20 protein-coding genes and 4 pseudogenes are annotated in these 24,830 nt (G+C 64.6%); 16 read left to right on the top strand and 8 right to left on the bottom strand.

Annotation, left to right across the window (positions count from 1 at the left end):
- Positions 1–72 precede the first annotated feature (72 nt).
- Entirely contained in the window at positions 73–1,407 is a 1,335-nt protein-coding gene (locus GXM19_RS06690) for an IS256 family transposase (RefSeq protein WP_115596155.1), read from the bottom strand.
- A gap of 256 nt (positions 1,408–1,663) precedes the next feature.
- Positions 1,664–1,918, bottom strand: a complete 255-nt coding sequence (locus GXM19_RS06685; protein WP_040359778.1) for a hypothetical protein — start codon at positions 1,916–1,918, stop codon at positions 1,664–1,666.
- 150 nt (positions 1,919–2,068) lie between these two features.
- Between GXM19_RS06685 and GXM19_RS06680 the strand changes: the two genes are divergently transcribed.
- From GXM19_RS06680 to GXM19_RS06650, 7 genes are all read left to right on the top strand, one after another.
- On the top strand, positions 2,069–3,373 hold the full coding sequence (locus GXM19_RS06680) for an aspartate aminotransferase type Ic (RefSeq protein ID WP_006235931.1): 1,305 nt from the start codon (positions 2,069–2,071) through the stop codon (positions 3,371–3,373).
- 51 nt (positions 3,374–3,424) lie between these two features.
- Positions 3,425–3,739, top strand: coding sequence for an STAS domain-containing protein (locus GXM19_RS06675; RefSeq protein ID WP_006235932.1), 315 nt, complete (start codon positions 3,425–3,427; stop codon positions 3,737–3,739).
- Between the two features lie 153 nt (positions 3,740–3,892).
- Positions 3,893–4,474: a twin-arginine translocase TatA/TatE family subunit gene (locus GXM19_RS06670; RefSeq protein ID WP_040359780.1), complete on the top strand. Its 582-nt coding sequence runs from the start codon at positions 3,893–3,895 to the stop codon at positions 4,472–4,474.
- On the top strand, positions 4,474–5,265 hold the full coding sequence (tatC, locus tag GXM19_RS06665) for a twin-arginine translocase subunit TatC (RefSeq protein ID WP_022093860.1): 792 nt from the start codon (positions 4,474–4,476) through the stop codon (positions 5,263–5,265). The genes GXM19_RS06670 and tatC overlap by 1 nt, the downstream gene beginning before the upstream one ends.
- 6 nt (positions 5,266–5,271) lie before the next feature.
- Positions 5,272–5,628, top strand: a complete 357-nt coding sequence (locus GXM19_RS06660; protein WP_006235935.1) for a hydrogenase maturation nickel metallochaperone HypA/HybF — start codon at positions 5,272–5,274, stop codon at positions 5,626–5,628.
- Positions 5,629–5,682: 54 nt separating this feature from the next.
- Positions 5,683–6,366 (top strand): hydrogenase nickel incorporation protein HypB, encoded by a 684-nt coding sequence (gene hypB / locus GXM19_RS06655; RefSeq protein ID WP_006235936.1) that lies wholly within the window; start codon positions 5,683–5,685, stop codon positions 6,364–6,366.
- 54 nt (positions 6,367–6,420) lie between these two features.
- A complete protein-coding gene (locus GXM19_RS06650; protein ID WP_040359782.1) occupies positions 6,421–9,012 on the top strand; it encodes a DNA topoisomerase I in 2,592 nt (863 codons plus the stop codon).
- Positions 9,013–9,163: 151 nt separating this feature from the next.
- Here the strand turns inward: GXM19_RS06650 and GXM19_RS06645 are convergent, their stop codons facing one another.
- Positions 9,164–10,111 (bottom strand): zinc-ribbon domain-containing protein, encoded by a 948-nt coding sequence (locus GXM19_RS06645; RefSeq protein WP_006235938.1) that lies wholly within the window; start codon positions 10,109–10,111, stop codon positions 9,164–9,166.
- Between the two features lie 346 nt (positions 10,112–10,457).
- On the opposite strand from GXM19_RS06645, the gene GXM19_RS06640 reads away from it, so the two are divergent.
- Positions 10,458–11,369, top strand: coding sequence for a serine hydrolase (locus GXM19_RS06640; protein ID WP_187367068.1), 912 nt, complete (start codon positions 10,458–10,460; stop codon positions 11,367–11,369).
- 114 nt (positions 11,370–11,483) lie between these two features.
- Here the strand turns inward: GXM19_RS06640 and GXM19_RS06635 are convergent.
- Positions 11,484–11,765, bottom strand: a pseudogene (locus tag GXM19_RS06635) (transposase); the annotation flags it as partial.
- A gap of 159 nt (positions 11,766–11,924) precedes the next feature.
- Here GXM19_RS06635 and istA point away from each other — a divergent pair.
- Both istA and istB read left to right on the top strand, forming a co-directional pair.
- Positions 11,925–13,157, top strand: a complete 1,233-nt coding sequence (istA, locus tag GXM19_RS06630; protein ID WP_006234496.1) for an IS21 family transposase — start codon at positions 11,925–11,927, stop codon at positions 13,155–13,157.
- A gap of 231 nt (positions 13,158–13,388) precedes the next feature.
- Entirely contained in the window at positions 13,389–13,931 is a 543-nt protein-coding gene (istB, locus tag GXM19_RS06625) for an IS21-like element helper ATPase IstB (protein WP_239057671.1), read from the top strand.
- A gap of 311 nt (positions 13,932–14,242) precedes the next feature.
- Here the strand turns inward: istB and GXM19_RS06620 are convergent.
- From GXM19_RS06620 to GXM19_RS06610, 3 genes and pseudogenes are all read right to left on the bottom strand, one after another.
- A pseudogene (locus tag GXM19_RS06620) lies at positions 14,243–15,385 on the bottom strand (IS3 family transposase).
- A 123-nt stretch (positions 15,386–15,508) separates the two neighbouring features.
- Positions 15,509–15,805: pseudogene (locus GXM19_RS11295) on the bottom strand (IS110 family transposase); the annotation flags it as partial.
- Between the two features lie 675 nt (positions 15,806–16,480).
- Positions 16,481–16,870, bottom strand: a complete 390-nt coding sequence (locus tag GXM19_RS06610; protein WP_239057602.1) for a transposase — start codon at positions 16,868–16,870, stop codon at positions 16,481–16,483.
- Here GXM19_RS06610 and GXM19_RS06600 point away from each other — a divergent pair.
- Positions 16,844–17,985 (top strand): IS3 family transposase gene (locus GXM19_RS06600; RefSeq protein ID WP_370448105.1). Its coding sequence is split into 2 segments (ribosomal slippage): positions 16,844–17,102 and positions 17,102–17,985, totalling 1,143 coding nucleotides; the frame shifts between segments, so codons are not numbered across the junction. The two genes, GXM19_RS06610 and GXM19_RS06600, sit on opposite strands and share 27 nt — an antisense overlap.
- 27 nt (positions 17,986–18,012) lie before the next feature.
- Here GXM19_RS06600 and GXM19_RS06595 read toward each other — a convergent pair.
- A pseudogene (locus GXM19_RS06595) lies at positions 18,013–18,813 on the bottom strand (IS110 family RNA-guided transposase); the annotation flags it as partial.
- A gap of 240 nt (positions 18,814–19,053) precedes the next feature.
- Between GXM19_RS06595 and tmk the strand changes: the two are divergent.
- The 5 genes from tmk (at position 19,054) to GXM19_RS06570 (ending at position 24,577) form a co-directional block, all read left to right on the top strand.
- Positions 19,054–19,737 carry a dTMP kinase gene (gene tmk, locus GXM19_RS06590; RefSeq protein WP_006236242.1) on the top strand — a complete coding sequence of 228 codons (684 nt, stop codon included), beginning with the start codon at positions 19,054–19,056 and terminating at the stop codon, positions 19,735–19,737.
- 1 nt (position 19,738) lies between these two features.
- Positions 19,739–20,866, top strand: coding sequence for a DNA polymerase III subunit (locus GXM19_RS06585; protein WP_006236243.1), 1,128 nt, complete (start codon positions 19,739–19,741; stop codon positions 20,864–20,866).
- Positions 20,857–22,548 (top strand): PSP1 domain-containing protein, encoded by a 1,692-nt coding sequence (locus GXM19_RS06580; protein WP_006236244.1) that lies wholly within the window; start codon positions 20,857–20,859, stop codon positions 22,546–22,548. The genes GXM19_RS06585 and GXM19_RS06580 overlap by 10 nt, the downstream gene beginning before the upstream one ends.
- Before the next feature lie 102 nt (positions 22,549–22,650).
- Entirely contained in the window at positions 22,651–23,457 is an 807-nt protein-coding gene (locus GXM19_RS06575) for a ComF family protein (RefSeq protein ID WP_239057601.1), read from the top strand.
- 10 nt (positions 23,458–23,467) lie between these two features.
- Positions 23,468–24,577: a hypothetical protein gene (locus tag GXM19_RS06570; RefSeq protein WP_040360081.1), complete on the top strand. Its 1,110-nt coding sequence runs from the start codon at positions 23,468–23,470 to the stop codon at positions 24,575–24,577.
- Positions 24,578–24,830: the final 253 nt, after the last annotated feature.

The raw sequence follows: 24,830 nt of genomic DNA, 5'->3' as shown, positions 1-24,830 counted from the left end.
AGGGAGTTTCAAGGTGGCGCGCGCAGACGTGGTGTAAGAGCGTCCTGAGGTCCGTCGCTGCAAGTCCCGATATTACTCCTTCTTGAGACCGCGCCTCTCGACTATCTCGTCCACTATCTCCCTGGCGCGCCGCCCGAGCGCGCGGCGCCTCCCCTCCGTCGGGGCCGGCCTGCCCGCGGGCTCGGCGAAGCCCTCGGCGGCCGAGGCCTCGGAGAACACGCGCTGCTGGGACCACTGTCCCTCGGTCTCCATGAGGCTCGCGCACGTCAGGCGCAGCATCGACTCCCTCGAGGGGAAGGACTGCACGACCCTGTAGCGGCGCTTGATCTCGCGGTTGGCGCGCTCCTGGACGTTGTTGGTGCGGAGCTTGGCCCAGTGCGCCCTGGGGAAGGCCGTGAACGCCAGCGCGGAGTCCTCGGCCTGCTCGAAGACCTCGCCGGCCCTGGCGGACACCGACGCCACCCAGGGCGCCGCCTCGGCCCACACGCAGCGCGCGAGGTCGGGGTCGTCCTGGTAGACCGCGGCGTGCACGAGGTCCCTGACGGCCGCCTTGGAGTCCTCGGGCCTGCCCGAGCAGGCGCTCTGGAGGTTGCGCTGCAGGTGCGTCACGCAGCGCTGCCAGGCGCAGCCCTGGAACAGGCGCGAGACGGCGGCCACGAGCCCGGCGTGGCTGTCGGAGACCACGAGGCGGACGCCGGCCAGCCCGCGCTCGCGCAGCCCGCCGAGGAATGCCGCCCAGGAGTCCTCGCTCTCGGTGTCGACCACGTCGCAGCCCAGGAAGTGCTTGCGCCCGTCGGCGCCCAGCCCGATCGCGGTCACGACGCCCTGCGAGACGACCGACGAGCCGACCCTGCAGCTCATGTAGGTGGCGTCGAGCCACAGGTAGCAGCACGGCGTGCCCGACAGGTCGCGGCGGCGGAACTCCGCCACCTCGGCGTCGAGGTCGGAGCAGAGGCTCGAGACCTCCGAGCTCGACAGCGAGGATATGCCCAGCCTGGACGCCACGCGCTCGACCTTGCGGGTGGATACGCCGCACACGTACATCTCCTGCACGATGGCGGCCACCGAGGTGTCGACGCGCGACCATCGCGCGAGCATGCCCTCGGGGTAGTAGGTGCCGTGCCTGAGCTTGGGTATCTCGAGCTCCACGTCGCCAACGGCGGTCTTGAGCGACCTGGGGCGGTAGCCGTTGCGGCTGTTCTCCCTGCCGTCGCTGCGCTCGTTGCGGCTCGCGCCGCACATCTGCTGGGCCTCGGAGTCCATCAGCGCGTTCATCACGCCGCCCAGCACCCTGCACGCGAACTCGCGCGCGTCGCCGCACTCCTGCCAAAGCCTCGCCGCCTCGAGGGCCTCGTCGCGGCCGAGGCGCAGTACACTCTCTTCTTGGGGCATCGCCTTTCCTTCCATTCGTCACCTTCATTACTCCAACGACGAATTCTAGGCGGTGTCCCCTCCCTTTCAAGAAAGGGCGGAGGCGGGGCATGCCCCGCCTCTTACACCACATCTCTGTGCGCTACCAGTTTCAAGTCGAGTTTTGCCGATTTCGACCAAGAAACGCTGCTACTAAAAAGGTGACAGTACTCATATTTGCCCTTTTTTGGCCACAAGCCCTAAAACAAGCCTCGCCAGGGTCGGGAAACGGGCCAAATGCCGGCCTCGAGGCTTATTCCACGGTGCCGTAGACGGCGCCCCAGCCGTGGGCGGCCAAGGCGGAGTTGAGCTGGTCGCAAAGCGATTGGCGGTCGTAGTAGCCGGGCGGCAAAAGGTTGACGATTTCCATGAGGTCGGGCGCGAGGTCCAAGATCTCGGCCTGCACGATGAGATCCAGGCGGTCGATGGCGCGGCGGTCATAAAACAGTCCGTCGACCAGGCGCTGCAGGTCGCCGAATTCCTCGGCCTGGAACGATCCGTACTCCATAGTGCCTCCTTGGGCGCCCCACACCGGCATGCGCGGCGATGTCGTAATTCATTGCGATGGACTTAATCTATCACGGCTTCATACCGTTGCGGCAGTGGCGGTCTATACTTAGACGAACTGCAACGTCCCGCTTCGCGAAAGGTCGCACCCATGCAGACGATCTACCAGAAGATGGAAACCACCGAACTCGATGCCGCCATCGAGGCGCTCAAAGCCGAGGTCGCCGAGGTCAAGGCCAAGGGCCTGGCGCTCGACATGGCCCGCGGCAAGCCGTCGCCCTCCCAGGTGGACATCTCTCGACCCATGCTCGATATCCTCAATGCCGATGCCGATCTGCACGACGGCAACGTCGACTGCTCCAACTACGGTTGCTTTGAGGGCATTCCCTCGGCACGCAAGCTGGCGGGGGAGTTCCTGGGTTGCCCCGCCGAGCAGACGCTCGTACTGGGTTCGTCGAGCCTGCTGATCGAGCACGATATCGCCGGCATGTTCTGGCGCTGCGGCTCGTGCGGTAGCGAGCCTTGGGAGGCTTATGAGGCCGCGCATGACGGCAAGAAGGTCAAGTTCCTGTGCCCTGTTCCCGGCTACGACCGCCACTTTGGCATCACTGCCGACTTGGGTATCGAGAATGTCCCCGTCGCGATGACCGACAACGGCCCCGACATGGACGAGATCGAGCGCTTGGTTGCCGCCGACGACTCCATCAAGGGCATCTGGTGCGTGCCCAAGTATTCCAACCCCACGGGCATCACCTTTAGCGAGGACACTGTGCGTCGCCTGGTCGAGATGCCCACGGCCGCGCCCGATTTCCGCATCTTCTGGGACAACGCCTACTGCGTGCACGACCTGTACGACGAGACCGACGAGCTCGCCAACATCTTTGACCTCGCTCGCGCGGCGGGCACCGAGGACCGCGTGGTGGCCTTTGCATCGACGTCCAAGATCACCTTCCCGGGCGCCGGCATCGGCTTTATCGGTGCGAGCCCCGCGGTTATCGCGGAGTTCTCCAAGCGCCTGAAGGCCGGCCTTATCAGCGCCGACAAGCTCAACCAGCTGCGCCACGTACGCTTCCTTCCCACCATCGAGGCGGTCAAGGAGCACATGAAAAAGCATGCCGAGTTCCTGCGTCCGCGCTTTGAGGCCGTCGAGCGCAAGCTCACCGAGGGCTTGGGCGACACAGACTGTGCCACCTGGACGCACCCCCGCGGCGGCTACTTTGTAAGCTTCGATGGTCCCGAGGGCTCGGCCCAGAAGGTCGCCGCGCTTTGCGCCGACCTGGGCGTCAAGCTCACGCCGGCCGGTGCTACCTGGCCCTATGGCAAGGACCCGCGCGACACCAACATCCGCATCGCGCCGAGCTATCCCACAGTCGAGGACCTGGAGGCCGCGCTCGATGTGCTGGTGCTGGCTGTGAAGCTGGTCGCTGCCGAGCTTGCGCGTGCCGAGCGCGCCTAACGCGCGGCTTCCCGTACTATCCGCACTTTCGATACGTAAAGGAGCGTATACATGGATTTGGGTATTTCCACCAACCCCACGCCAGAGCTCTATACCATTAAGGTAACCGGCGAGATTGATATCTCCAATGCCGATAGTCTGCGCAACGCCATCGACTTGGCGCTCGAGCAGCCCACCGAGGCCGTTGAGCTCGATTTTGCCCAGGTGAGCTACATCGATTCGACGGGCATTGGCGTGCTCGTGGGCGCCGCGCACCACGCGGTCGACCACGGTAAGCGCTTTAGCTGCACTAATGTGCAGCCCCAGGTGATGCGCGTGGTTCAGCTGCTGGGCGTCGACCAGGAGATTTCGATCACGGCGGCATAATCTTTGCCCCCAAAAGGGCGTGCCGTTTGGCATATGTTTGTGATGCGCTCGGACGTTTTGGCGTCCGGGCGCTATACTTGACCGAATGAATAGACGAGTTCCGGCCGAATGGCGCGGTGCGGGCTCGACTCACATCGAGCCTTGGAGGTATGTGTGTTTGGTATTGGAGAGGGTGAGCTGGCAATCATCGTGGTCTTCGGCTTTTTGCTGTTTGGCCCGGATAAGCTCCCGCAGATGGGCCGCACGATCGGCCGTGCCATCCGTCAGTTCCGCGAGACGCAGGAAAAGATGACGGCCGTTGTTCAGTCCGAGATCATCGATCCGGTAAGCGAGGCTGCTTCGGCTCCGGTCAAGCCCAAGAAGGCTGCCGTCGATGACGATTCCGATGCGGACGATGATGCCGTCGAGACGGTCGCGCCCGCAAAGAAGGAGACCTTTGCCGAGCGCCGTGCCCGCCTTGCCGCCGAGAAGGCTGCGAGCGAGGGTGCCACCGAGGACGAAGGTATTGCCGAGGAGGCCAAGGGTGCAGAGCCTGCCGCCGCTGCTGCTGCCGCAGCCGAGCCCGAGCCTGCTGCAGAGCCGGAGCCCGAGCCCGAGCCGGCAGAGCCCACGACAGCTGACCTCTACGCCCGTCGTCCCCGTAAGCGCAAGGCTGTCGTCGACCAGCTCGCTCGCGAGCTCGAGGCCGAGGACGACGCCGCTGCCGCCGACGCCCCGAAGGGAGGCGATGAGTAATGCCTATCGGACCTGCGCGTATGCCGCTCTTCGATCACCTGGGAGAGCTCCGTCGCCGCCTGACCATCGTGGTCGTGTCGGTGTTCGCCGCCGCTATCGTGCTGTATTTCGCCACGCCTGTGGTGCTCGACATCCTGGAAGATCCCATCCGCTCCTTTGTGCCGGACGGTAAGTTCTACATCACTACCACGCTCGGCGGCTTTGGCTTGCGCTTCTCGCTGGCCATCAAGATGGCCGTGGTCATGTGCACGCCCATGATCATCTGGCAGATTCTGGCGTTTTTCCTGCCGGCGCTTCGCCCCAACGAGCGCAAGTGGGTCGTGCCCACGGTGCTCGCCTCGACGGTGCTGTTCTTCCTGGGTGCCATCTTCTGCTACTTCATCATCATTCCTGCGGGCTTTGAGTGGCTCATCGGCGAGACCTCGGCCGTCGCTACGGCACTGCCCGATCTGGAGAACTACGTCAACATGGAGCTGCTCTTTATGATCGGCTTTGGCGTGGCGTTTGAGCTGCCGCTCATCATCTTCTATCTGTCCGTCTTCCACATCGTGTCCTACGCTGCTTTCCGCGGTGCCTGGCGTTATGTATACGTTGGCCTGCTCGTGGGTTCGGCTGTGATCACGCCCGACGGCTCGCCCGTTACGCTGGGTCTCATGTATGGCGCCCTGCTCTCGCTCTACGAGATTTCGCTCGCCATCGCCCGTGTGGTCATTACCGCGCGCGAGGGCAAGGAGGGCCTGTTTGTGAGTCGTCTGGACCTGTTCTCGGACGATGAGGACGACGAGGAGTAAATCGGTATGCACGAGGTTGGCATTGTCAACGGCATACTCGATACAGTGATTCGCGCGGCGCGTGGGGCGGGGGCCTCGCGCGCCGTTTTGGTAACGCTGCGTATCGGGGATATGACCGAGGTCGTGCGCGAGGCGCTCGACTTTGCCTGGGAGGCGTTTCGCGACGAGGACCCGCTCACGCGCGGCTGCGAGCTTGCCGTGGAGGAGGTCCATCCACAAAGCGAGTGCCTGGACTGCGGCGAGGTCTTTGATCACGACCGTTTCCATTGTCGCTGTCCCCAGTGTGGCGGCTCCAACGTGCGTCTGCTGCACGGCCGCGAACTCGACATCGCAAGTATCGAGATCGAGACCCCCGACGATTAGCCCGCCAGCAACCTGGGGACGGGGTATAAATGGTAGAAGTAAGGAGCGCCGAGTATGGCCGAGAAAACGATTGATATCGCGTCGCCGATCCTGTCGCGCAACGAGCGCCTGGCAGATCAGCTGCGTCAGCGATTTAATGAGACAAACACCTACGTGATCAACGTCTTGTCGAGCCCCGGCTCGGGTAAGACAACAACGATTCTGGGCACCAACGAGCGCCTGCGCGACAAGGCCGGCTTGCGCTGCGCCGTCATCGAAGGCGATATCGCCTCGGACGTCGACGCCATCACCATGAAGGAAGCCGGCATGCCTGCCATCCAGATCAACACGGGCGGCCTGTGCCACCTTGAGGGCAACATGATCATGGAGGCCGTTGACGCGTTCGACCAGGCCGTGGGTCTGGAAAACATCGACGTCATCTTTATCGAAAACGTGGGTAACCTGGTCTGCCCAGTCGACTTTGACCTGGGCGAAAACCTGTCCATCATGATTCTCTCGGTGCCCGAGGGCGACGACAAGCCCATCAAGTACCCGGGCATCTTTCAGCACGCCGGCGCGCAGCTGCTCAACAAGGTCGATGTGGCCCCGGCTTTCGATTTTGACATGGATAGGTATACTAAGACACTCGATGACCTCAATCCGCAGGCGCCGCGGTTTGCCGTGAGCGCGCGCAAGGGCGAGGGCATGGATGCCTGGTGCGATTGGCTCATCGGGCAGATTGAGCAAGCAAGGGCGTAAGTCGGCCGCCATACGGGCGGGCGTAGCCGCAGAGATACGAGATAGGAGCCTCTTTTGAAGCTCATCATCGCCGAGAAAAACGACGCCGCGCGTCAGATTGCCGAGCGTCTGTCCACGGGCAAGCCCAAAAAGGACAAGGTGTACAACACCGCCATCTACCGTTTTGAGTGGAAGGGCGAGGAGTGCGTGACCATCGGCCTTGCCGGTCACATCCTAGCGCCCGATTTTTGCGACAGCGTGCTGTTCGATAAAAAGCTGGGCTGGTATTCGGTCACCGAGGACGGCGAGATGCTGCCGGCCGACATACCCGATGGCCTGGCGCGTCCGCCCTACGACACCAAGCGCAAGCCGTTTCTTGCCGATGGCATCTCAATCAAGGGCTGGAAACTCGAGAGCCTGCCTTACCTCACCTGGGCGCCCGTCATTAAGCTACCGGCCGAGAAGGAACTCATTCGTTCGCTCAAGAACCTCGCCAAGAAGTCCGACAGTGTCATCATCGCCACGGACTTCGATCGCGAGGGCGAGCTGATCGGTTCGGACGCCCTCAACAAGGTGCGCGAGGTTGCGCCCGACCTGCCGGTCGCCCGCGCCCAGTATTCTTCGTTTACCAAGGCCGAGATCACGCAGGCCTTCGATAATCTCGTCTCGCTCGACCAGAATCTGGCCGACGCCGGCGAGAGCCGCCAGCACATCGACCTCATTTGGGGTGCGGTGCTCACGCGCTACCTGACGCTCGCCAAGTTTGGCGGCTTTGGTAACGTGCGCTCTGCCGGCCGTGTGCAGACGCCGACGCTTGCCCTGGTGGTCGAGCGCGAGCGCGAGCGCATGGCGTTTGTGCCCGAGGACTATTGGCAGATCCGCGGCATGGGCGCCGCACAGGGTGCTGCCGAGGACGACCGCTTTAAGATTGCGCACAAGACGGCGCGCTTTACCGACAAGGATGCTGCTGAGGCGGCGTACGGCCACGTTGACGGCGTTGCGACGGCAACCGTCGCCGCGGTGACCAAGCGTTCGCGCAAGCAGCAGCCGCCCACGCCGTTTGCGACCACCTCGCTGCAGGCTGCCGCCGCAGCCGAGGGCATCTCACCTGCGCGTACCATGCGCATCGCCGAGTCCCTCTACATGGCCGGTCTCATCAGCTACCCGCGTGTCGACAATACCGTGTACCCTGCGACGCTCGATCTGGGCGCCGTGGTGAGCGACCTTGCAAAGATCAACCCGGCGCTGGCGCCCGTGTGCAAAAAGGTGCTCGCCGGCCCCATGAAGCCCACGCGCGGCAAAGTCGAAACCACCGACCACCCGCCTATCTATCCCACGGGCGAGGGCGATCCGTCCGCGCTCGACGGTGGCCAGCGCAAGCTCTACGACCTCATCGCCCGTCGCTTCCTGGCAACGCTCATGGGTCCCGCGACCATCGAGAACACCAAGCTCGAGCTCGACGTCAATGGTGAGCCGTTCGTGGCTTCGGGCGATGTGCTCGTGACCCCGGGTTTCCGTGAGGCGTATCCGTATGGACTCAAGCGCGACGAGCAGATGCCGCCGCTGGAGCAGGGCGATGCGGTCGACGTGTTCGACATTAAGCTCGAGGCCAAGCAGACCGAGCCGCCCGCACGCTACAGCCAGGGCAAGCTCGTGCAGGAGATGGAAAAGCGCGGCCTGGGCACCAAGTCCACGCGCGCGAGCATCATCGAGCGCCTGTACGCCGTGCGCTATCTCAAAAACGATCCCGTGGAGCCGAGCCAGCTGGGCATCGCCATCATCGATGCACTGTCGCAGTTTGCCCCGCGCATCACGAGCCCCGATATGACCAGCGAGCTCGACGGCGACATGACCCGCGTGGAGCGCGGCGAGGACACCGAAGAGCATGTCGTGACGCACTCGCGCGCGCTGCTGGCCGGTGTGCTCGACGAGCTGCTCAAGCATACGCAGGAACTGGGCGATGCTATCAGCGACGCCGTCACGGCCGATGCGCGCGTGGGCGCCTGCCCCAAGTGCGGCAAGGACTTGGTTATGAAGACGAGCGCCAAGACCCGCGGCAGCTTTATCGGCTGCATGGGCTGGCCCGACTGCGATGTGACCTATCCGGTGCCGAGCGGCGTCAAGGTGAGCCCGCTCGAGGGCGAGGCTGCTGTGTGCCCCGAATGCGGTGCGCCGCGCATTAAGTGCCAGCCGTTCCGCCAAAAGGCTTTCGAGATTTGCGTGAACCCCACATGCCCCACCAACTACGAGCCCGACCTTAAGGTGGGCGAGTGCAAGGTGTGCGCCGAGGCAGGACGCCATGGCGACCTGATCGCACACAAGAGCGAGAAGAGCGGCAAGCGCTTTATCCGCTGCACCAACTATGACGACTGCGGCGTGAGCTATCCGCTGCCGGCGCGTGGCAAGCTCGAGGCGACGGGCGAGACCTGCCCCGAGTGCGGCGCCCCCATCGTGGTGGTCAACACCGCGCGCGGCCCGTGGCGCATCTGCGTGAACATGGACTGCCCGACCAAGGAGAAGAAGCCCGCCCGCGGCCGCAAGACCACGACCAAGGCGAGCGCGGCGAAGAAGACCACGGCAGCAAAGAAGACTGCTGCCAAGAAGACGACGGCCAAAAAGACGACTGCCAAGAAGTCGACTACCAAAAAGACCGCTGCCGACAAGTAACCGAGCACATATAGACACGGCGGGGCCGGGCGCGCAAATGCAAATGCGTGCCCGGCCCCACTTCTAAGTTGCGGTGAAATAGGGACTGTTTTTGCTGGCAAAAGGCCTAATTAATCCCTATTTCACCGCAAGTTTTGATCAGTTGTTGGGATTACTTCACCTCGACGGGTGCGGCGCCGGGGTAGCGGTCCTCAAAGTCCAGACGGTATTTGTTGTCGTTGGTGCCCGCTACGTTGTCGCGCGCCAGCGGCGCCACGATCTCGTCCTTGTGGTTGGCGGGGCTGGAGTACTCAAGGCTGATCTCCCAAGCGTCGCAAATCACGTCGATGCGATTCTCCAGGTCGTCATAGAGCGTGATGATATCTTTCCACGAGCTGTAATTCTGCGAGTCGATGGGAACGTCCAGGTCCTCGACCTCGTCCTTCAGGTCGCCGATCTGATCCTCGAGCGCCTCGGCGGTATCGCTGGCAGATTGGCGCGAGCTGCGGTCATCCTTGAGATAGTACGTGTTGAACGTGGTAGCGCAGTCGCGAACCTGCTGATCAAGATCGGAGAGCCTGCTGTAGTAGGAGCTCAGCTGGTCGTAGACGTTCTGCTCGCTGATGGTGGTGGCATCGTGGGCGTCATCGTCATTATCGTCAAGCTTGTTGGGGTCGCCCTTGACGGACGCATCGTCGTTATCGTGGTCGATCTTGACCTTCTCGATCGTCGTGCCCTTGGTATCATCGGTGCCCTTGTCGAAAGGCTTGATCATAAAGAACACGACGAGCGCGATAATCACGACGATTAGCGCGGCGATGATGCCGATAAACAGAGCGTTGTTGTTTTTGGGCGCAGCGGGAGCACCGGCCTGCGGAGCGGCGGTCGGTATGGGTTGCTGCGGCGCGGAGCCGGCTGGCGTCGCCCATTGCTGCGTCGCGCCAGCTTCCGGCTGGGGAGCGGGCGCGGGCTGATGGGCGGACTGTACGGTCACGGCTGCCTGCGCATCCTCTTGCGACTGAGAGGCCTGGCCATCATCGGTTACCGGCGTTCCGCAGCTGGTGCAGAAGCGCTCGTCGTCTTTCAGAAGCTTGCCGCAATGGGTACAAAACCGGGGCATGATGGTTCCTTCCACTCGATGTGCTGGCTAGATTATAAGGTGGTTCAGGTGCGGTTGGGCCGCGCCGACCCAACTGGTTATGTGAGGATGATCATGTCGCGCAAGCCCTGTCGCATGCGTCACAAATGAGTGCGGCATGCTGGGTGTCCGGCGCGGCCGTTTATCGACGGCTCAGTAGAATGCGATGGTGGGGAGTGAGTCTGTGTACTGCGGCGAGCAAGGTCGGGGTGGCGGCGACAACGTGGAGGCGTTCCGGTTCCCGCCGGGGGATGCACCCCTTACTGCGCGCGATTGCTCGCGTCGAGTGTTTTGTGCCGGGATGTTGACCGGAGCGCTTGCCTCGGTGATGAGTCTCGGCGGTTGTGCCGCGCGCCGCAACGAGGCTGAGGGCTCCGCTGTCCCTGTCAAACAAAAAGCGAATCATCCGTCCGCTCAAAAGACGGAAGCTGTCGCCTGTGCTTCTTGGATTGCCGGCCTTCAGCAAGATATCGAAGCCCTTGTCGAGCCGTATGATGGGTCTACCTCGGTCTATGCTGTGGCGCTTGATCCACAAACGTTCGCGTCGCTCGATGGTGAAGTCGCTGTAGCGCCGGACGCGCGACGTGTGGCGGCAAGCATCATCAAGCTTCCCATTCTCGCTTGTGCGCTCGAGACCGTGACGGCGGGCGAGCTGTCCCTCGACGAGCAGATAACGGTAACGCAACAGGATATCGTGGGTGGCAGCGGCAACATTCAGTCGCGCGGCGCGGGTGTGTCGTACGGTATTGACGAGCTGCTGCACGCTATGATCGCCCAGAGCGATAACGTGGCAGCGAACCTTGTTATCGGCAGGCTTGGCATGGATACGGTCAACGAAACGTGTGCCGCATTGGGGCTGACCCAGACCGTGCTCGCTCGTTTGATGATGGACACCGAGGCCCAGGCACAAGGTCGCGAGAACTATACGAGCGCCCGTGATGCTGCGGCTGTGTTGCAACGGCTGGCGGCAGGGACAATCGCGACGCCCGAGCTATGCGAGCGAGCGCGCGGATATCTGCTGGCGCAGGAAGACGCGCGCGGTATTGTCGAAGGCGTTCCCGGCGGCGTTTTGGTCGCGCACAAAACGGGCAGCCTGGCGAATGCTCAGCACGATGCCGCAATCGTCTACGCCGAGCGCCCTTACGTGCTGGCAATCCTCACCCAAGACCTCGAACGCGAGCAGGCCCTAGCCCTCGAGCGCGACATTTCCTTCGCCATCAACGCCCGCGCCCACTCCTAACTTGCGGTGAAATAGGGATTGTATTTGCTGTTAGAAGGCGTATCTAGTCCCTATTTCACCGCAACTTAGAGGGTCGGCAGTTGGGTGTTCCTATAGTTTTGTCAACCGTCGGGGCTACTCCCGGTAGGGCACCCGGTCGCGCATCACGGCGTATATCGCCCTGAGCCGCTTCCTCGCGACGGCCTTGAGCGCCCGCCCGTGCCCCATGCCCCGCGCCCTGCAGGCCCGGTAGTACTCGCCGTAGCGCCCCGAGGACCTCACCAGGCTGTTGCACGAGAAGATCAGCAGGGACTTGAGCCTCGCGTCGCCGCGCCTGGACGCCCTGACCGACCTCACCGACGTGCCGGAGCTCCTCACCCTCGGGGCTATGCCGCAGTACGAGGCCAGGTGGTCGTGGTCCGGGAACTGTTAGCGCTAATCTAAAATTAACCACTTTCGCAAACGCATCTCGCCGAATGCGCTAACGCGCTTTCGCCGACCCCGCTAACGTACTTTCACCAACTGCGCTAACGGAACTATGCTCCGATCGGGTATCCGACCCGGGAGGAGCGGGATATGGAGCGAAACGTAATGGGAGAGCTGAACGTCTACAGGGGGTCCGGCGCGAAGCCGAACTTCAGCGAGATCGCGAGGAGGCACGGCATGGACCGGCACACGGTCGCCAAGTACTGGCGGGAGGGCGAGGCCGCCGCCGACGGGAGGTCCGCGAGGGGCAGCGCCTTCGACCCGCTCGAGGAGGTGATCCGCGCGAAGGCCCAGCTGCCCGGGATGACCAAGATGGCCGTGTACGCGTTCCTGCGCGAGGGCCGCGGGGAGGGGCTGCCCGGGTACGGCGCCTTCACCGCATGGTGCCGGGGCCGCGACGTGCCCTTCGGGGGTGTGGGCGGCCGCGAGCCGCACCCGCGGTTCGAGACGCCCCCGGGCAGGCAGCTGCAGTTCGACTGGAAGGAGGGCATGAGGCTCGTCGACTCGGAGGGCGAGGTCTTCGAGTTCAGCGTGTTCACCGCGACGCTCGGCTATTCCCGGAAGCACCGCTTCATACCGGTCAGGAGCCGCACGCTCGACGACCTGCTGTCCTGCCTGCTCGCCACCTTCACCCGCCTCGGCGGCGTCCCGGAGGAGTGCATCACGGACAACATGTCGTGCCTGGTGACCGTCTCGGGCCGCAGGAGGACCAGGCAGGAGAGGGCGTGGCGGTTCGCGCGGGAGGCCGGCTTCGAGCTCAGGCTCTGCGCGCCGCGCTCGCCGCAGACCAAGGGCAAGGACGAGTCGGCCAACCGCTTCCTGAACCGCCTGCTCGCCTACGGCGGCGAGTTCACCGGGTGGAGCGGCCTCGCCGAGGCGGTGGCCCGGATCGAGGCCCAGGCAAACTCGGAGCCGAACCGCACCACCGGCCTGCCGCCTGACGCGCTGTTCATGCGGGAGAAGGAGAGCCTGCGACCCATCGGGAACCTCCGTCTCCTCGAGTCGATGGTGGGCGACGTGAGCGTCCAGACCGTCCCGCCGACCATGCTCGTCAGGGCCGCCGGCAGGGAGTGGTCCGTGCCCAGGCGCTGCATCGGCCGGCGCGTGAGCGTCATAGCGATGCCCGGCGGCCAGGTCGTGGTGAGGATGGCCGGCGAGGAGGTCGCCGTCCACGACGCCGCGTCCGGGCCGTCGAGGCCCATCAACTACGACCCCGACCACTATGGGCAGGCCCTCGAGGGGAAGCGCGGCCTGGCCGACGCGGACATCGCCGAGGCCGCGCGCGCCAACCTCGCGCTGCTCGACTCGCTCGGAGGGGCGTGATGGGCGCCGTCGCGGAGGGTAGCCCCTCGATCAGGGCGCAGGCGAACCTCTCCGCGCTCGGGCTGCACGAGATGGCGGCGTCCCTGCCCGACTACGTGAGGATGGTCGCCGCGGGCGAGCGGGGCTTCGCCTCCGCCCTCGAGGAGATGACGCGCGTCGAGGTCGCCGCCCGGGAGGTCAGGATTACCAGCCAGCGCATACGGTCGTCGGGGTTCCCCTACGTCAAGGGGGCTGGCGGACTTCGACTGGGACTTCCAGCCGTCGGTCCCGCGCGCCGAGATCGAGGAGCTCGCGACCCTGAGGTTCGTCGAGCGGGCCGAGAACGTCCTGTTCGTGGGGAGCCCCGGCGTGGGCAAGACGCACCTCGCCGTCGCGCTGGGCATCGAGGCGGTCAGGGCGGGGCGCGAGGTCAGGTTCGTGGACTGCGCCCGGCTCGTCGAGGACCTGGAGGACGCCTCGTCGCGCGGCATCCTCAAGAAGAGGCTCAAGTACTACGCCCACTCGAGGCTGCTGATCATCGACGAGCTCGGCTACCTCGACGTCGGTAGCGCGGGCGCGGACCTGCTGTTCCAGCTGATATCGACGCGCTACGAGCAGCGCTCGACGATCATCACCACCAACGTGGGGATCAGCGGCTGGGGCAGGGTGTTCGGGGACGACGTGGCGGCGAGCGCGATCGCGGACAGGGTGTGCCACCACTGCCACCTGGTCAAGATAACGGGCAGGTCCTACAGGCTGAAGGACCTGCCGAGGGACGGTCCCGTCAAGCCGTGACCGGAATCGGTGAAAATACGTTAGCGCAACCGGTGAAACCGCCTTTGCGCGAACGGCACGCCTGTTTAGCGAAACTGGTGAAAAATAGATTGACGCTAACAGGGAACCTCCCGATGTCGACCGACACCGCGAGCTGCGCCGCGGTCCTCGGGCCGATGCCGGGCACGGTGAGCAGACACGCGTAGGTCTCGTCGCCCTCGAGCAGCGCCGCCGTCTCGGCCTCGAGGGCCCCGGCCTCGTCGAGGGCCTCCGATATCCGGGCGGCCAGGAACCTGACCTGCCTGTTCTCGGCCTCGATGGATTGGCAACACCTATTTGGACGATTCCGGGAGGGACAGCCCCGCCTCCCTGAACTCGACCGGAGACATGTAGCCCAGCGTCGAGTGGATCCTGAAGTTGTTGTACCAGTGCACGTAGTCCGAGAGCTTGGCCCGGAGCTCGCGCGTCGTGCCGAACGTCTCGCGGTGGACGAGCTCGGCCTTCAGTATCCTGTTGGTCGACTCGTCGACGGCGTTGTCGTAGGGGCAGCCCTTGGCCGACAGCGACCTCTCAATGCCGAAGGCCTCGAGCATCAGGTCGATCTCGGCGTTGTCGAACTCGCTGCCGCGGTCCGTGTGGAAGACCTCGATGTCCGAGATGGGGAAGGAGAGCGTCGCGAACGCCGACTTGACCAGCCGGGCGTCCTTCCTGGGCCCGGCGGAGTGGCCGACGATCTCCCTGTTGTAGAGGTCGACGAGCAGGCAGACGTAGTTCCACGAGGCCCCGACGCGCACGTAGGTCAGGTCGCTGCATATATGGGTGCGCGGCGCCCTGCCGCCGAAGCCGCGCGCGACGACGTTGGGCACGTCGGCCTCGTTGACCGCCCCGGGGTGCACCTTGAACCTCTTCCTGCCGTATGCGCTGACCAGGCCGTTCTCCCTCATGATGCGGCAGACCCGGCGCCGGCTGACGGTGACGCCCGACCTCTCGAGCGACGCCTTTATCTTGCGCGAGCCGTACCGGCCCTTGCTGGCGGCGTGGGCCGCGACCACGGCCGGCGCGGCGGGGTCCGGCGCGGCGGGCCGGTCGGCCCGCGAGCGCATGGAGTAGTACGTCGACCTCGCGACGCCGAGGAGCCTGCACTGCGCTGATATGGGGGTAGCGGCCCTCGTTGGCCGCTATGGCCCTCACTTTCGAGCGTATATCAGCGCCGCTTGTTTTAAGACGTCGACCTCCATCCGGAGCCTGCGGTTCTCGCGCTCGAGCTCCAGGATCCGGTTCTGCTCGGGCGTGCGGTTGCACGCGGCGCGCGGCGAGCCGGTCGCGTTTATCGACTTGATCCACCTCTCCACGGTGCTCTTGCCGAGGTCGTACTCGTCCATGATCTCGCGCTTGGGCTTGCCGGCGTTGTAGAGGTCGACTATCTGCCTCTTGAACTCGTCGGTGAAATGCCTCGGGTGCCTGGGGTCCCTCATATACGGCCCTCCCGTCTCCTGCGCCCCTCCCGGAACTGTCCACATCAGTGTAGCCAATCCATCCCTGGTCGCGCAGGCGACGACGTGGTCGCGCTGCGACGAGAGGGCGCGGGCGGCCTCGAGGGCCTCGCCGCGGCCCGGGACCCCCGACAGGGAGTCCGGCACGCCCAGGGCGGTCCGCGCGATCACCGCGGCGTCGCGCTCGTCGGTCTTGGCCTCGCCGGCGAACAGGCCCGCGGCGCGGCTGGCGGCGAGCCCGGGCAGGTGGGCGACCCCGAGCCCCGCGGCGCGGGCCCGCCTCACGGCGAGGGACCCTATGTTGCGGAACTGGTCGACGACGACGAGCGTGCCGGCGGGCGCGGAGGCGAACAGCGCGTCGAGCTCGGCCTCCCTGTTGCGGACGGGGGCGCTGGCCAGCACCTCCCCGTCGCGGTCGATCAGGCAGGCCCAGTGCGACGACTTGCCGACGTCCAGGCCGAGCACGGCCGCGGGTCTGGTGGATGGCGCTTTCACGGTGGTATCCTTCCGGTAGTCGTTCGACCGGATGGCCTCCCCCTCGGCACTCACATTACCAGCCGCGGCGCCTGCCCGGCACTTTCCTATCAGCCGTCGGGGGCGGCGCGTCCCGCGCCGGCAGCACCCAACAGGCCCTCTCGGGGGCAGGGACGTTCGGCCGTGCGCGGGCGCCCGGTCGGCGGCCCGTTCTGGGCGCGCCTCAATCGTAGCCCGAGACGGTCCCGGGCTGACAATTTCGACTGTAATGGACGTTCCTTTTAATATGAGCAGGACATTGTCAAGAGGCAAAATCGGGCCTGGCCCCAACGATATGGGGTCAGGCCCTCTCCCTATATCAACCCGTCCGCGGCGACCTCGGCGTGTCTTCCCGACGCTCGTCTTTGCAGTTTAATATCCGCCCGTGGCGATCTCTCGCTGGGCAATCCGTTGCTACGGCTGAGGCTTCTACGTCGAACCGACAGTCTGTGCACGCGTGTGGCGCCCTGGGCGCTCGCAGAAAAGGGACCTGAGGTTCGCCTCAACGGCTTCGGATCCAACCGCTTCCGGGGTGATCGGCTTATGTGCGGGGGACCGCCCCCCCTACGCCTCCTCGGCCATGAGGCCGACCGCCCACACCCAGCAGGCGAGCTCGCGCGCCGTGGCGACGTTCGCCTTGTTGTTGTGGACCCCGCGCGCGAGCAGGGTCCCGCGCCTCTCGACCAGCCTCCGCACGCCCTTGGCGGCATGCCTGCGGGCGCCCGGGTCCGGGGCCTGGCCCCTGGCGGGCTCCTTCGGCCGCGCGGAGCACGTCAGGTAGTGCCACGCGGCCTCGACCAGCGCCTTTCTCAGGTGCTTGTTGCCCGCCTTGGTGATCGCGCCCCTGCGGTCGCTCTCCCCGCTGGTGGATTGGCTACACTGATGTGGACAGTTCCGGGAGGGGCGCAGGAGACGGGAGGGCCGTATATGAGGGACCCCAGGCACCCGAGGCATTTCACCGACGAGTTCAAGAGGCAGATAGTCGACCTCTACAACGCCGGCAAGCCCAAGCGCGAGATCATGGACGAGTACGACCTCGGCAAGAGCACCGTGGAGAGGTGGATCAAGTCGATAAACGCGACCGGCTCGCCGCGCGCCGCGTGCAACCGCACGCCCGAGCAGAACCGGATCCTGGAGCTCGAGCGCGAGAACCGCAGGCTCCGGATGGAGGTCGACGTCTTAAAACAAGCGGCGCTGATATACGCTCGAAAGTGAGGGCCATAGCGGCCAACGAGGGCCGCTACCCCATATCAGCGCAGTGCAGGCTCCTCGGCGTCGCGAGGTCGACGTACTACTCCATGCGCTCGCGGGCCGACCGGCCCGCCGCGCCGGACCCCGCCGCGCCGGCCGTGGTCGCGGCCCACGCCGCCAGCAAGGGCCGGTACGGCTCGCGCAAGATAAAGGCGTCGCTCGAGAGGTCGGGCGTCACCGTCAGCCGGCGCCGGGTCTGCCGCATCATGAGGGAGAACGGCCTGGTCAGCGCATACGGCAGGAAGAGGTTCAAGGTGCACCCCGGGGCGGTCAACGAGGCCGACGTGCCCAACGTCGTCGCGCGCGGCTTCGGCGGCAGGGCGCCGCGCACCCATATATGCAGCGACCTGACCTACGTGCGCGTCGGGGCCTCGTGGAACTACGTCTGCCTGCTCGTCGACCTCTACAACAGGGAGATCGTCGGCCACTCCGCCGGGCCCAGGAAGGACGCCCGGCTGGTCAAGTCGGCGTTCGCGACGCTCTCCTTCCCCATCTCGGACATCGAGGTCTTCCACACGGACCGCGGCAGCGAGTTCGACAACGCCGAGATCGACCTGATGCTCGAGGCCTTCGGCATTGAGAGGTCGCTGTCGGCCAAGGGCTGCCCCTACGACAACGCCGTCGACGAGTCGACCAACAGGATACTGAAGGCCGAGCTCGTCCACCGCGAGACGTTCGGCACGACGCGCGAGCTCCGGGCCAAGCTCTCGGACTACGTGCACTGGTACAACAACTTCAGGATCCACTCGACGCTGGGCTACATGTCTCCGGTCGAGTTCAGGGAGGCGGGGCTGTCCCTCCCGGAATCGTCCAAATAGGTGTTGCCAATCCATGGAGTGCTCGGAGGGCGTCAGGCCGACCCATGCGGCGAACGACCGGGCATTCCTGAACCTCGAGAACTCGCCGGCCTCGAACACGAGGTCGGCGGCCGTCGCGGTGTCGACGCCCTTGAGGCAGCGCAGGGAGTCGACCCTCCTCCTCCACCTGGGCTTGCGGGTCTCGGCCTCGACGAGCCCCTCGAGCCTCGCCTTGTCCTCCGCCGCCCGCCTGACCGCGTCGACGTAGTAGGCGAGCGCCTCGTTGTCGGCCCCCTCCGCGAACCTTATCGACTCGATCCAGGACCAGTGCGCCCGGGTCCAGTTGCCCTTCCTGCGGCCGGTGGGCGTCCTCTCGTCGAAGACGAGCCCGTGCCTGAGCAGGAACTTGGAGAGCCGCTGCTTCGAGCGCGAGAGGTCGTCCCTCGCGTCCTCGAGCGCCCTGGTCAGGTCGCGGGCGGCCTCGCACTCGTCGTCGGGGACCCACACCTCGACCACGTTGCCGACCGACAGCATGCGGGCGAGGAACTCGGCGTCGTTGCGGTCGTTCTTCCTGCGCCTGTCCGCGCTGGGCTTGATCATCTTCGAGACGGCGCCGACCACGCAGTCGACCCCGAGGCCGGAGAGCCTCTTCTGCAGGTCGAACCCCGTGACCCCGGACTCGTACACGCACTTGGCCTTTGGGTCCACGGACCGCACCCACTCCGCGACTGCCCCGGCGTCGTAGCCGAAGGTCGCGCAGCGCACCTCCCCGGTCATGACGTCGAGGGAGACTGCCTTTATCGAGCGGGCGTGGACGTCGAGGCCGACGAAGGTGGTAGTATCGAGCATGGGAGCCCCTTCCATGAATGCGGCGTGGCCGCCGCGGCTGAATTAGACACTCACCATTGTCGGCCTAATCCGCGGTCTTTCATGCAGCAGGGGCTCTCAATGTTTTTATGTCCTGCTCATATCGTCTCTGCCGGCACTTTGGGAACGTTCCTAACTGCCACACTAGCCCCTGCCCCTGGGGTATCATGGCTTGGTTGCTATAACTTGCATTTTCGCGCCTTGTAGGAAGGGGCTGCGCTCATGGCTTTTGAGCCCGCTCAACATAGCTTTATCACGCTCGAGGGCGTCGACGGTGCCGGCAAGTCCACGCAGGCACGCCTGCTTGCCCGTGCGCTCGAGCTCGCTGGCTACCAGGTTGTGAGCCTGCGCGAGCCGGGCGGTACCGCCATCAGCGAAAAGATCCGTGCTCTGCTGCTCGACCCTGCCAATACGGCGATGGGCGACACCTGCGAGTTGCTGCTCTACGAGGCGGCACGCGCTCAGTTGGTGCACGAGGTCATCGCGCCCGCCCTTGCTGCCGGCAAGGTGGTCCTGTGCGATCGCTTCTACGATTCCACGACCTGCTACCAGGCGTTTGCCGATGGCCTCGATCGTCAGATGGTGCGCGATGCCAACAACCTGGCCGTCGCGGGTACGCACCCGGCGCTCACGCTCGTCTATCACATCACGCCCGAGCAGGCGGCGCTGCGCATGGCCGACCGCGGTGCGGCAGATCGCATGGAGGCTAAGGGCATGGCCTTCCAAGAGCGTGTCTACCAGGGCTTTTGCGCAATTGCCGCCGAGGAGCCAAACCGCGTAAAGCTCATCGATGCCACCGCGACCATAGAGGAAGTCTTTGCGAAGACGGTCGAGCAGGTTCGCGCGTACGGTCTCGACATTTCCCAGGACGCCGTCACCGCCGCGCTTGCCCAGGAGGCCGAGTAACATGGCCCCCGCTCAGGCAAGCCTGCTGGCCAAGCTCGACACCCAAGAGCGCGTGCGCGACTTTTTGACCAATGCCGTCGCCAGCGGTCGCGCATCGCACGCCTACCTGTTTTTGGGCGCTCCCGGCGCCGGCAAGCTCGATGCCGCATGGGCGCTCGCCCAGGCCTTCCTGTGCGAGCAGGACGGCTGCGGCGCATGCGACAGCTGCGTGCGCGTTGCGCGGCACACGCATCCCGACGTGCACTATTACACGCCCGAGAGCGCCACGGGCTACCTCATTGCCCAGACCCGCGAGCTGCTCGACGACGTGCCTCTGGCGCCCATCCGTGCCAAGGCCAAGGTCTACATCATCGACCGTGCCGAGCAGCTGCGCGCTAACACCGCCAACGCACTGCTCAAGACACTCGAGGAGCCGCCCGAGGGCGTCATGTTCATCCTGCTGGGCACCTCGGCAGATGTGATGCTGCCCACCATCGTGAGCCGCTGCCAGTGTGTGCCGTTTCGGCTGGTGTCGCCCACCGTGGCCGCGCGTGCCGTGAGTCGCGCGACGGGTCAGGATCTCGCGCGTTGCCGCATGGCGGTCGCCGTGGCGGGAAGCCCCACGCGCGGTATCGAGTTCCTTAAGAGTGCCGAGCGCCAGGATGCCCGCCGCCAGATGGTCCGTGCCATCGATTCGCTCATCGCTGCCGACGAGGCCGATGTGCTCAGCCGCGCCAAGTCGCTTATTGTCGCCGTTAAGGCACCGCTCGCCGAGGTCAAGTCCACACAGGAAAAGGTGCTCGAGCAAAACGCCGACTACCTGTCGCGTGGAGCATTGAAGCAGCTTGAGGACCGCAACAAGCGCGAACTCAACGCGCGCGAGCGTTCGGGTATCATGGAAGCGCTGGCGAGCGCGCGGACGCTCATGCGCGACGTGCTGCTGACACTTCAGGACGAGGCAGCCGACGTGGTGAACGAAGACGTGCGCGACACGATCGGTCGGCTTGCCGCCGCGACCAATGTTGCGGGTGCCACGCGGGCGCTCGAGGCAGTCGCGACCGCCGAGCGCAACATCGCCAGAAACGTTACTCCCCAGCTGGCCATCGAGGTCATGCTGTTCGATATCAGGAAGGCACTGAAATGCCGTTAGTCGTACCCGTTAAGTTTACCTACGCCTCGCGCGACCTGTGGTTCGACCCGCAGGATCTGGATATCCTCGAGGCAGATTACGCTATCTGCTCCACCGAGCGCGGAACCGAGATCGGCCTGGTCACGGCCGATCCCTTCGAGGTGCCGCAAGACGAGATCGGTCAGCCGCTCAAGCCCGTGCTGCGCGTGGCGAGCGACATCGATCTGCAGCTTGCCGACGACTTGGCCATCCAAGGCGACGAGGCGATGGTCGATTTCCGCCGTCTGGTCAAAGAGCTCGACCTCGAGATGAAGCCGGTCGGCGTTGAGTACCTGTTTGGCGGCGAGAAGGCCGTGTTCTACTTTGCAGCCGAGGAGCGCGTCGATTTTCGTCAGCTCGTCAAGGACCTGTCCTCAACGCTGCATATTCGCGTCGACATGCGCCAGATAGGCGTGCGCGACGAGACCCGCCTGGTGGGCGGCTATGCCCAGTGCGGACAGGAGCTCTGCTGTACGCGCTTTGGCGGACAGTTTGAGCCCGTCTCGATTCGCATGGCAAAAGAGCAAGACCTGCCGCTCAACTCGTCCAAGATCAGCGGCGTTTGCGGCCGCCTGATGTGCTGCCTGCGCTATGAGTTCGAGGCGTACAAGGACTTTAAGAGCCGTGCGCCCAAAAAGAAGACGCTCATCGATACGCCGCTTGGCAAGGCGCGTATCCAGGAATATGACACGCCGCGTGAGCAGCTGGTGCTGCGCCTGGAGAACGGCAAAGTCTTTAAGGTCAACCTGGCCGATATGACGTGCTCGGAGGGCTGCAAAAAGAAGGCCGCCGAGCAGGGCTGCAACTGCCGCCCCGACTGCGTGACGCGCGACGTGCTCGAGCGCATCGAGTCGCCCGAGATGCGCCTGGCGCTTATGGAGCTCGACCGCGAGAACGGCGTCGACGTGGGCGATGGCCTGTCGAGCGCCGACCGTCTGGCGGGCACGTCGATGCCCAAGCGCCGCCGTCGCGATGCGGACGCCGATACCCGTGCCGGTCAGAGCCAGGGCGAGGGTCGCGGCCGCGGTAAGGGTCGCGGCAAGGCCGAAGTACCCGAGGCTGAGGAGGCTGCCGGTGGACGTCGCCGCCGCAAGCGCTCGGGTTCGGGCGATGCCGGCGAGGCTGCTCCCGCAGGCAAGAACGCCTCTCGCGAGCGCGAGGTTCAGCAGCCCCAGCAGCAGAATCGCGGCGGCGGCATGAACCCCACACGTCGCCGCCGCCGTCATCTGTCGAGCGAGGAGCGCGAGGACGCCTTCCGCGCCGCAGCTGCTCGCGAGGCCGGTGCCGCTTCCAAGGGCGCCTCGGCCTCCGATGCGCCTGTCGACAAGGGCGGCAAGTCACGTGGCGAGGAGGAGCGCGCGCCGCGTCCGCGCCGTCGCCATTCCTCGGGCGCGCAGCAGAAGCCTTCAGTGCCCTCCGTGGCCGATCAGGTCTCGGATGGCGAGGTCAAGGTCACGCGCCGTCGTCCCGGAGATGGCGGGGGAGCGGCTGCCAAGGCTTCGCATGGCGCCGCTCGTGACGAGCGCGAGCTGCGCGGTGGCGAGGGCTCGGCCGACCAGGGTCAAAAGCGCCGTCGCCGTCGCCGTTCCCGCAAGCCGCGCCAGGATGGTGGCGAGGGCTCGACCCCGTCTTCGTCCGCACCACAACCGCCTGCCGGCGAATAACGCCCGCGAGCGGATTTAGCCCGCCTTGCCCCGAGCGCATCGGGGTATCATAGCGCCGAATCAACAACCCTCCCTGCGACCGAACGTAGGGAGGGTTGTGTCTTGAAGAGCCATCTGAACATATTGAGCTGTCTGCAGGGTGCCGGTGCCCTACCGTTTGCGGACGAATTGCTACCGTTTGCCGAGCGGGTGGCACGCGAGGCGCTCGAGGCATTGTCGCCAACACGATGTGCCGGCTGCGAGCGCGCCGGTACGCTTATTTGCCAAGACTGCCTGACTGCGCTCACGCTCATCGACCCACGTCATAGCTGCACCCGATGCGGCGCCCCGTTTGGGGATTTGCTGTGCACTGAGTGTTCGGTCGAGGGCACGTCCTCGGCAATGGCGGAGGCGCTCGACCGCTGCCTGGCGTGCGCCGTCTATGCGCATCCGCTGCCGCGCATCATTAAAGCGTACAAGGATGCGGACGAGCGACGTCTGGCTCCGTATCTGGCGGAGCTGCTCTACGACACCGCCCTGCATGCCCAGGTCGTAGCGCCCGATCGCTATGGAGGTGTGCTGTCCGGTGCGGATGCGGTGGTGTTTGTGCCTGCGACGGCGGCAGCGTTTCGGCGGCGTGGTTTTGATCATATGGAGGCTATTGCGCGCCCATTTTGCGAGCTGTCGGGTGTTCCCCTGCTCGATGCTCTCGTCAAGTACGGGCATGGCGACCAGCGCGAACTCGGTCGTGAGGAGCGCCGCGAGCGTGCCCAAGGCATGTACGAGACGGTTGAGGATGTGCGGGGCAAGCGCCTGCTGCTTATCGACGACGTTATCACCACGGGTGCGACGATGGCAGCGGCTTCGGCGGAACTCAAGCGCGCCGGTGCCACGGCCGTTGATGGCCTCGCTATCGCACGCGTTTGGTAGGGGTGGTTTTGTGGCAGTGAAGATGGCGCGACGCATCGAGCCGACAAGCGAGCAACTGGCGGCCTCCGTAATCCTGACCGGCGCCTCGGCGCTGCGCATGATGCGCGCCGAGCGCCGACAAATGGGTTACATCAGCTGGAGGGACCTCGATCCCGATGAAGAGCGCCGTGTGCTGCGCACGTCGTCGCCCTCGACCGAGGACATCTATCTTCCCGATTTGGTGCGGATTGGGGCCGCAAGCGGCGAGGTGCAAGAGGATTTGTGCTTGTTGGTAGGGTCTGCAGCGCAGCGCCGCCGTATTCTTGGCGTGAGCTGGTCCGTATGCTCCGAGTTGCCCGCCGGCTCGATTCTAGAGGTGGAACCGGGGGTGTACAGTCTATCTCCCGAGGCCCTTTGCGTAGCCGTCGCGCGCGAGGTCGGCTGTATCCAGGCATTTGCCCTGGCCCAGGAGCTGTGCTCTAAGATTTCGCTGAGTGACCGCGGGAAGTATCTGCCTCCCTACACCTCGCCTGTTACGAATAAACTTGCAAAGGACAAGGACCAGCCAGCAGGCGTGGGCTACTTTGAGGTTGAGCCGGTGCTGACGCCCGATCGTCTGGCAGATTACCTCGCGGTATGCAAGGGGAATGCGGCCAAACAACTGCAGCGTCTGTGTCCCTACTTGTCAGAAAACCTGCGCTCGCCCATGGAGTGCATCATGCTCGCTCTGTTTTCGCTTCCGTTTTCCTATGGCGGATTTGCCTGCGGTCCCTTTAAGACCGACTACAAGATCGAGTTCGATGACCGCGCGCAGGCAATCTCGGGGATGCCGCATGCAGTTTGCGATGCGTATCAGGAAACAGCCCGGTTTGACCTGGAATACAACGGTGAGCTGGGCCATTCCTCTCGGAGGGGACGTATCCATGATGAAAAGCGCAACACGGGCTTGATTACTATGGGAATCGAGGTCGCGACGGTCAACAACGAAATGCTCTGCGACATGGAAGCGATGGAAGCGCTCGCATGGCGCATCCACCAGCGTATGGGTAAGCGATATCAGAATCGCGTAGAGGCTCGCCGAAAGAGGCAAGATGCTCTGCTGAATACGCTCCGAGCGTGCTTTGGGCTCAAGCCAGCGTAAAACTATGGCTTTATAGGGGGTCTGTTTATATGCTCTGTGCAAAAAACGGCAAATATGAGTACTGTTACTAGATTAGTGACAGCAAAAACAAAGAAACTTGGGCCGAAAATCTGGATTCAGCGAAGAGATAGTAAACGAATGTGGAATATCTTGGCGCCAAGCAGGCTGTGCGGAACTCAAAAAGGGCTCGTGAGGCGGTAATACTCTGCTACTAAATTGGTAACAGTACTCATATTTGCCGTTTTTTGCACAC

It is taken from the genome of Collinsella aerofaciens ATCC 25986 (assembly GCF_010509075.1).
GTDB lineage: Bacteria > Actinomycetota > Coriobacteriia > Coriobacteriales > Coriobacteriaceae > Collinsella > Collinsella aerofaciens.
The sequence above is the reverse complement of the archived record's forward strand: the minus strand, read 5'-3'. Positions and strand labels throughout refer to the sequence as shown.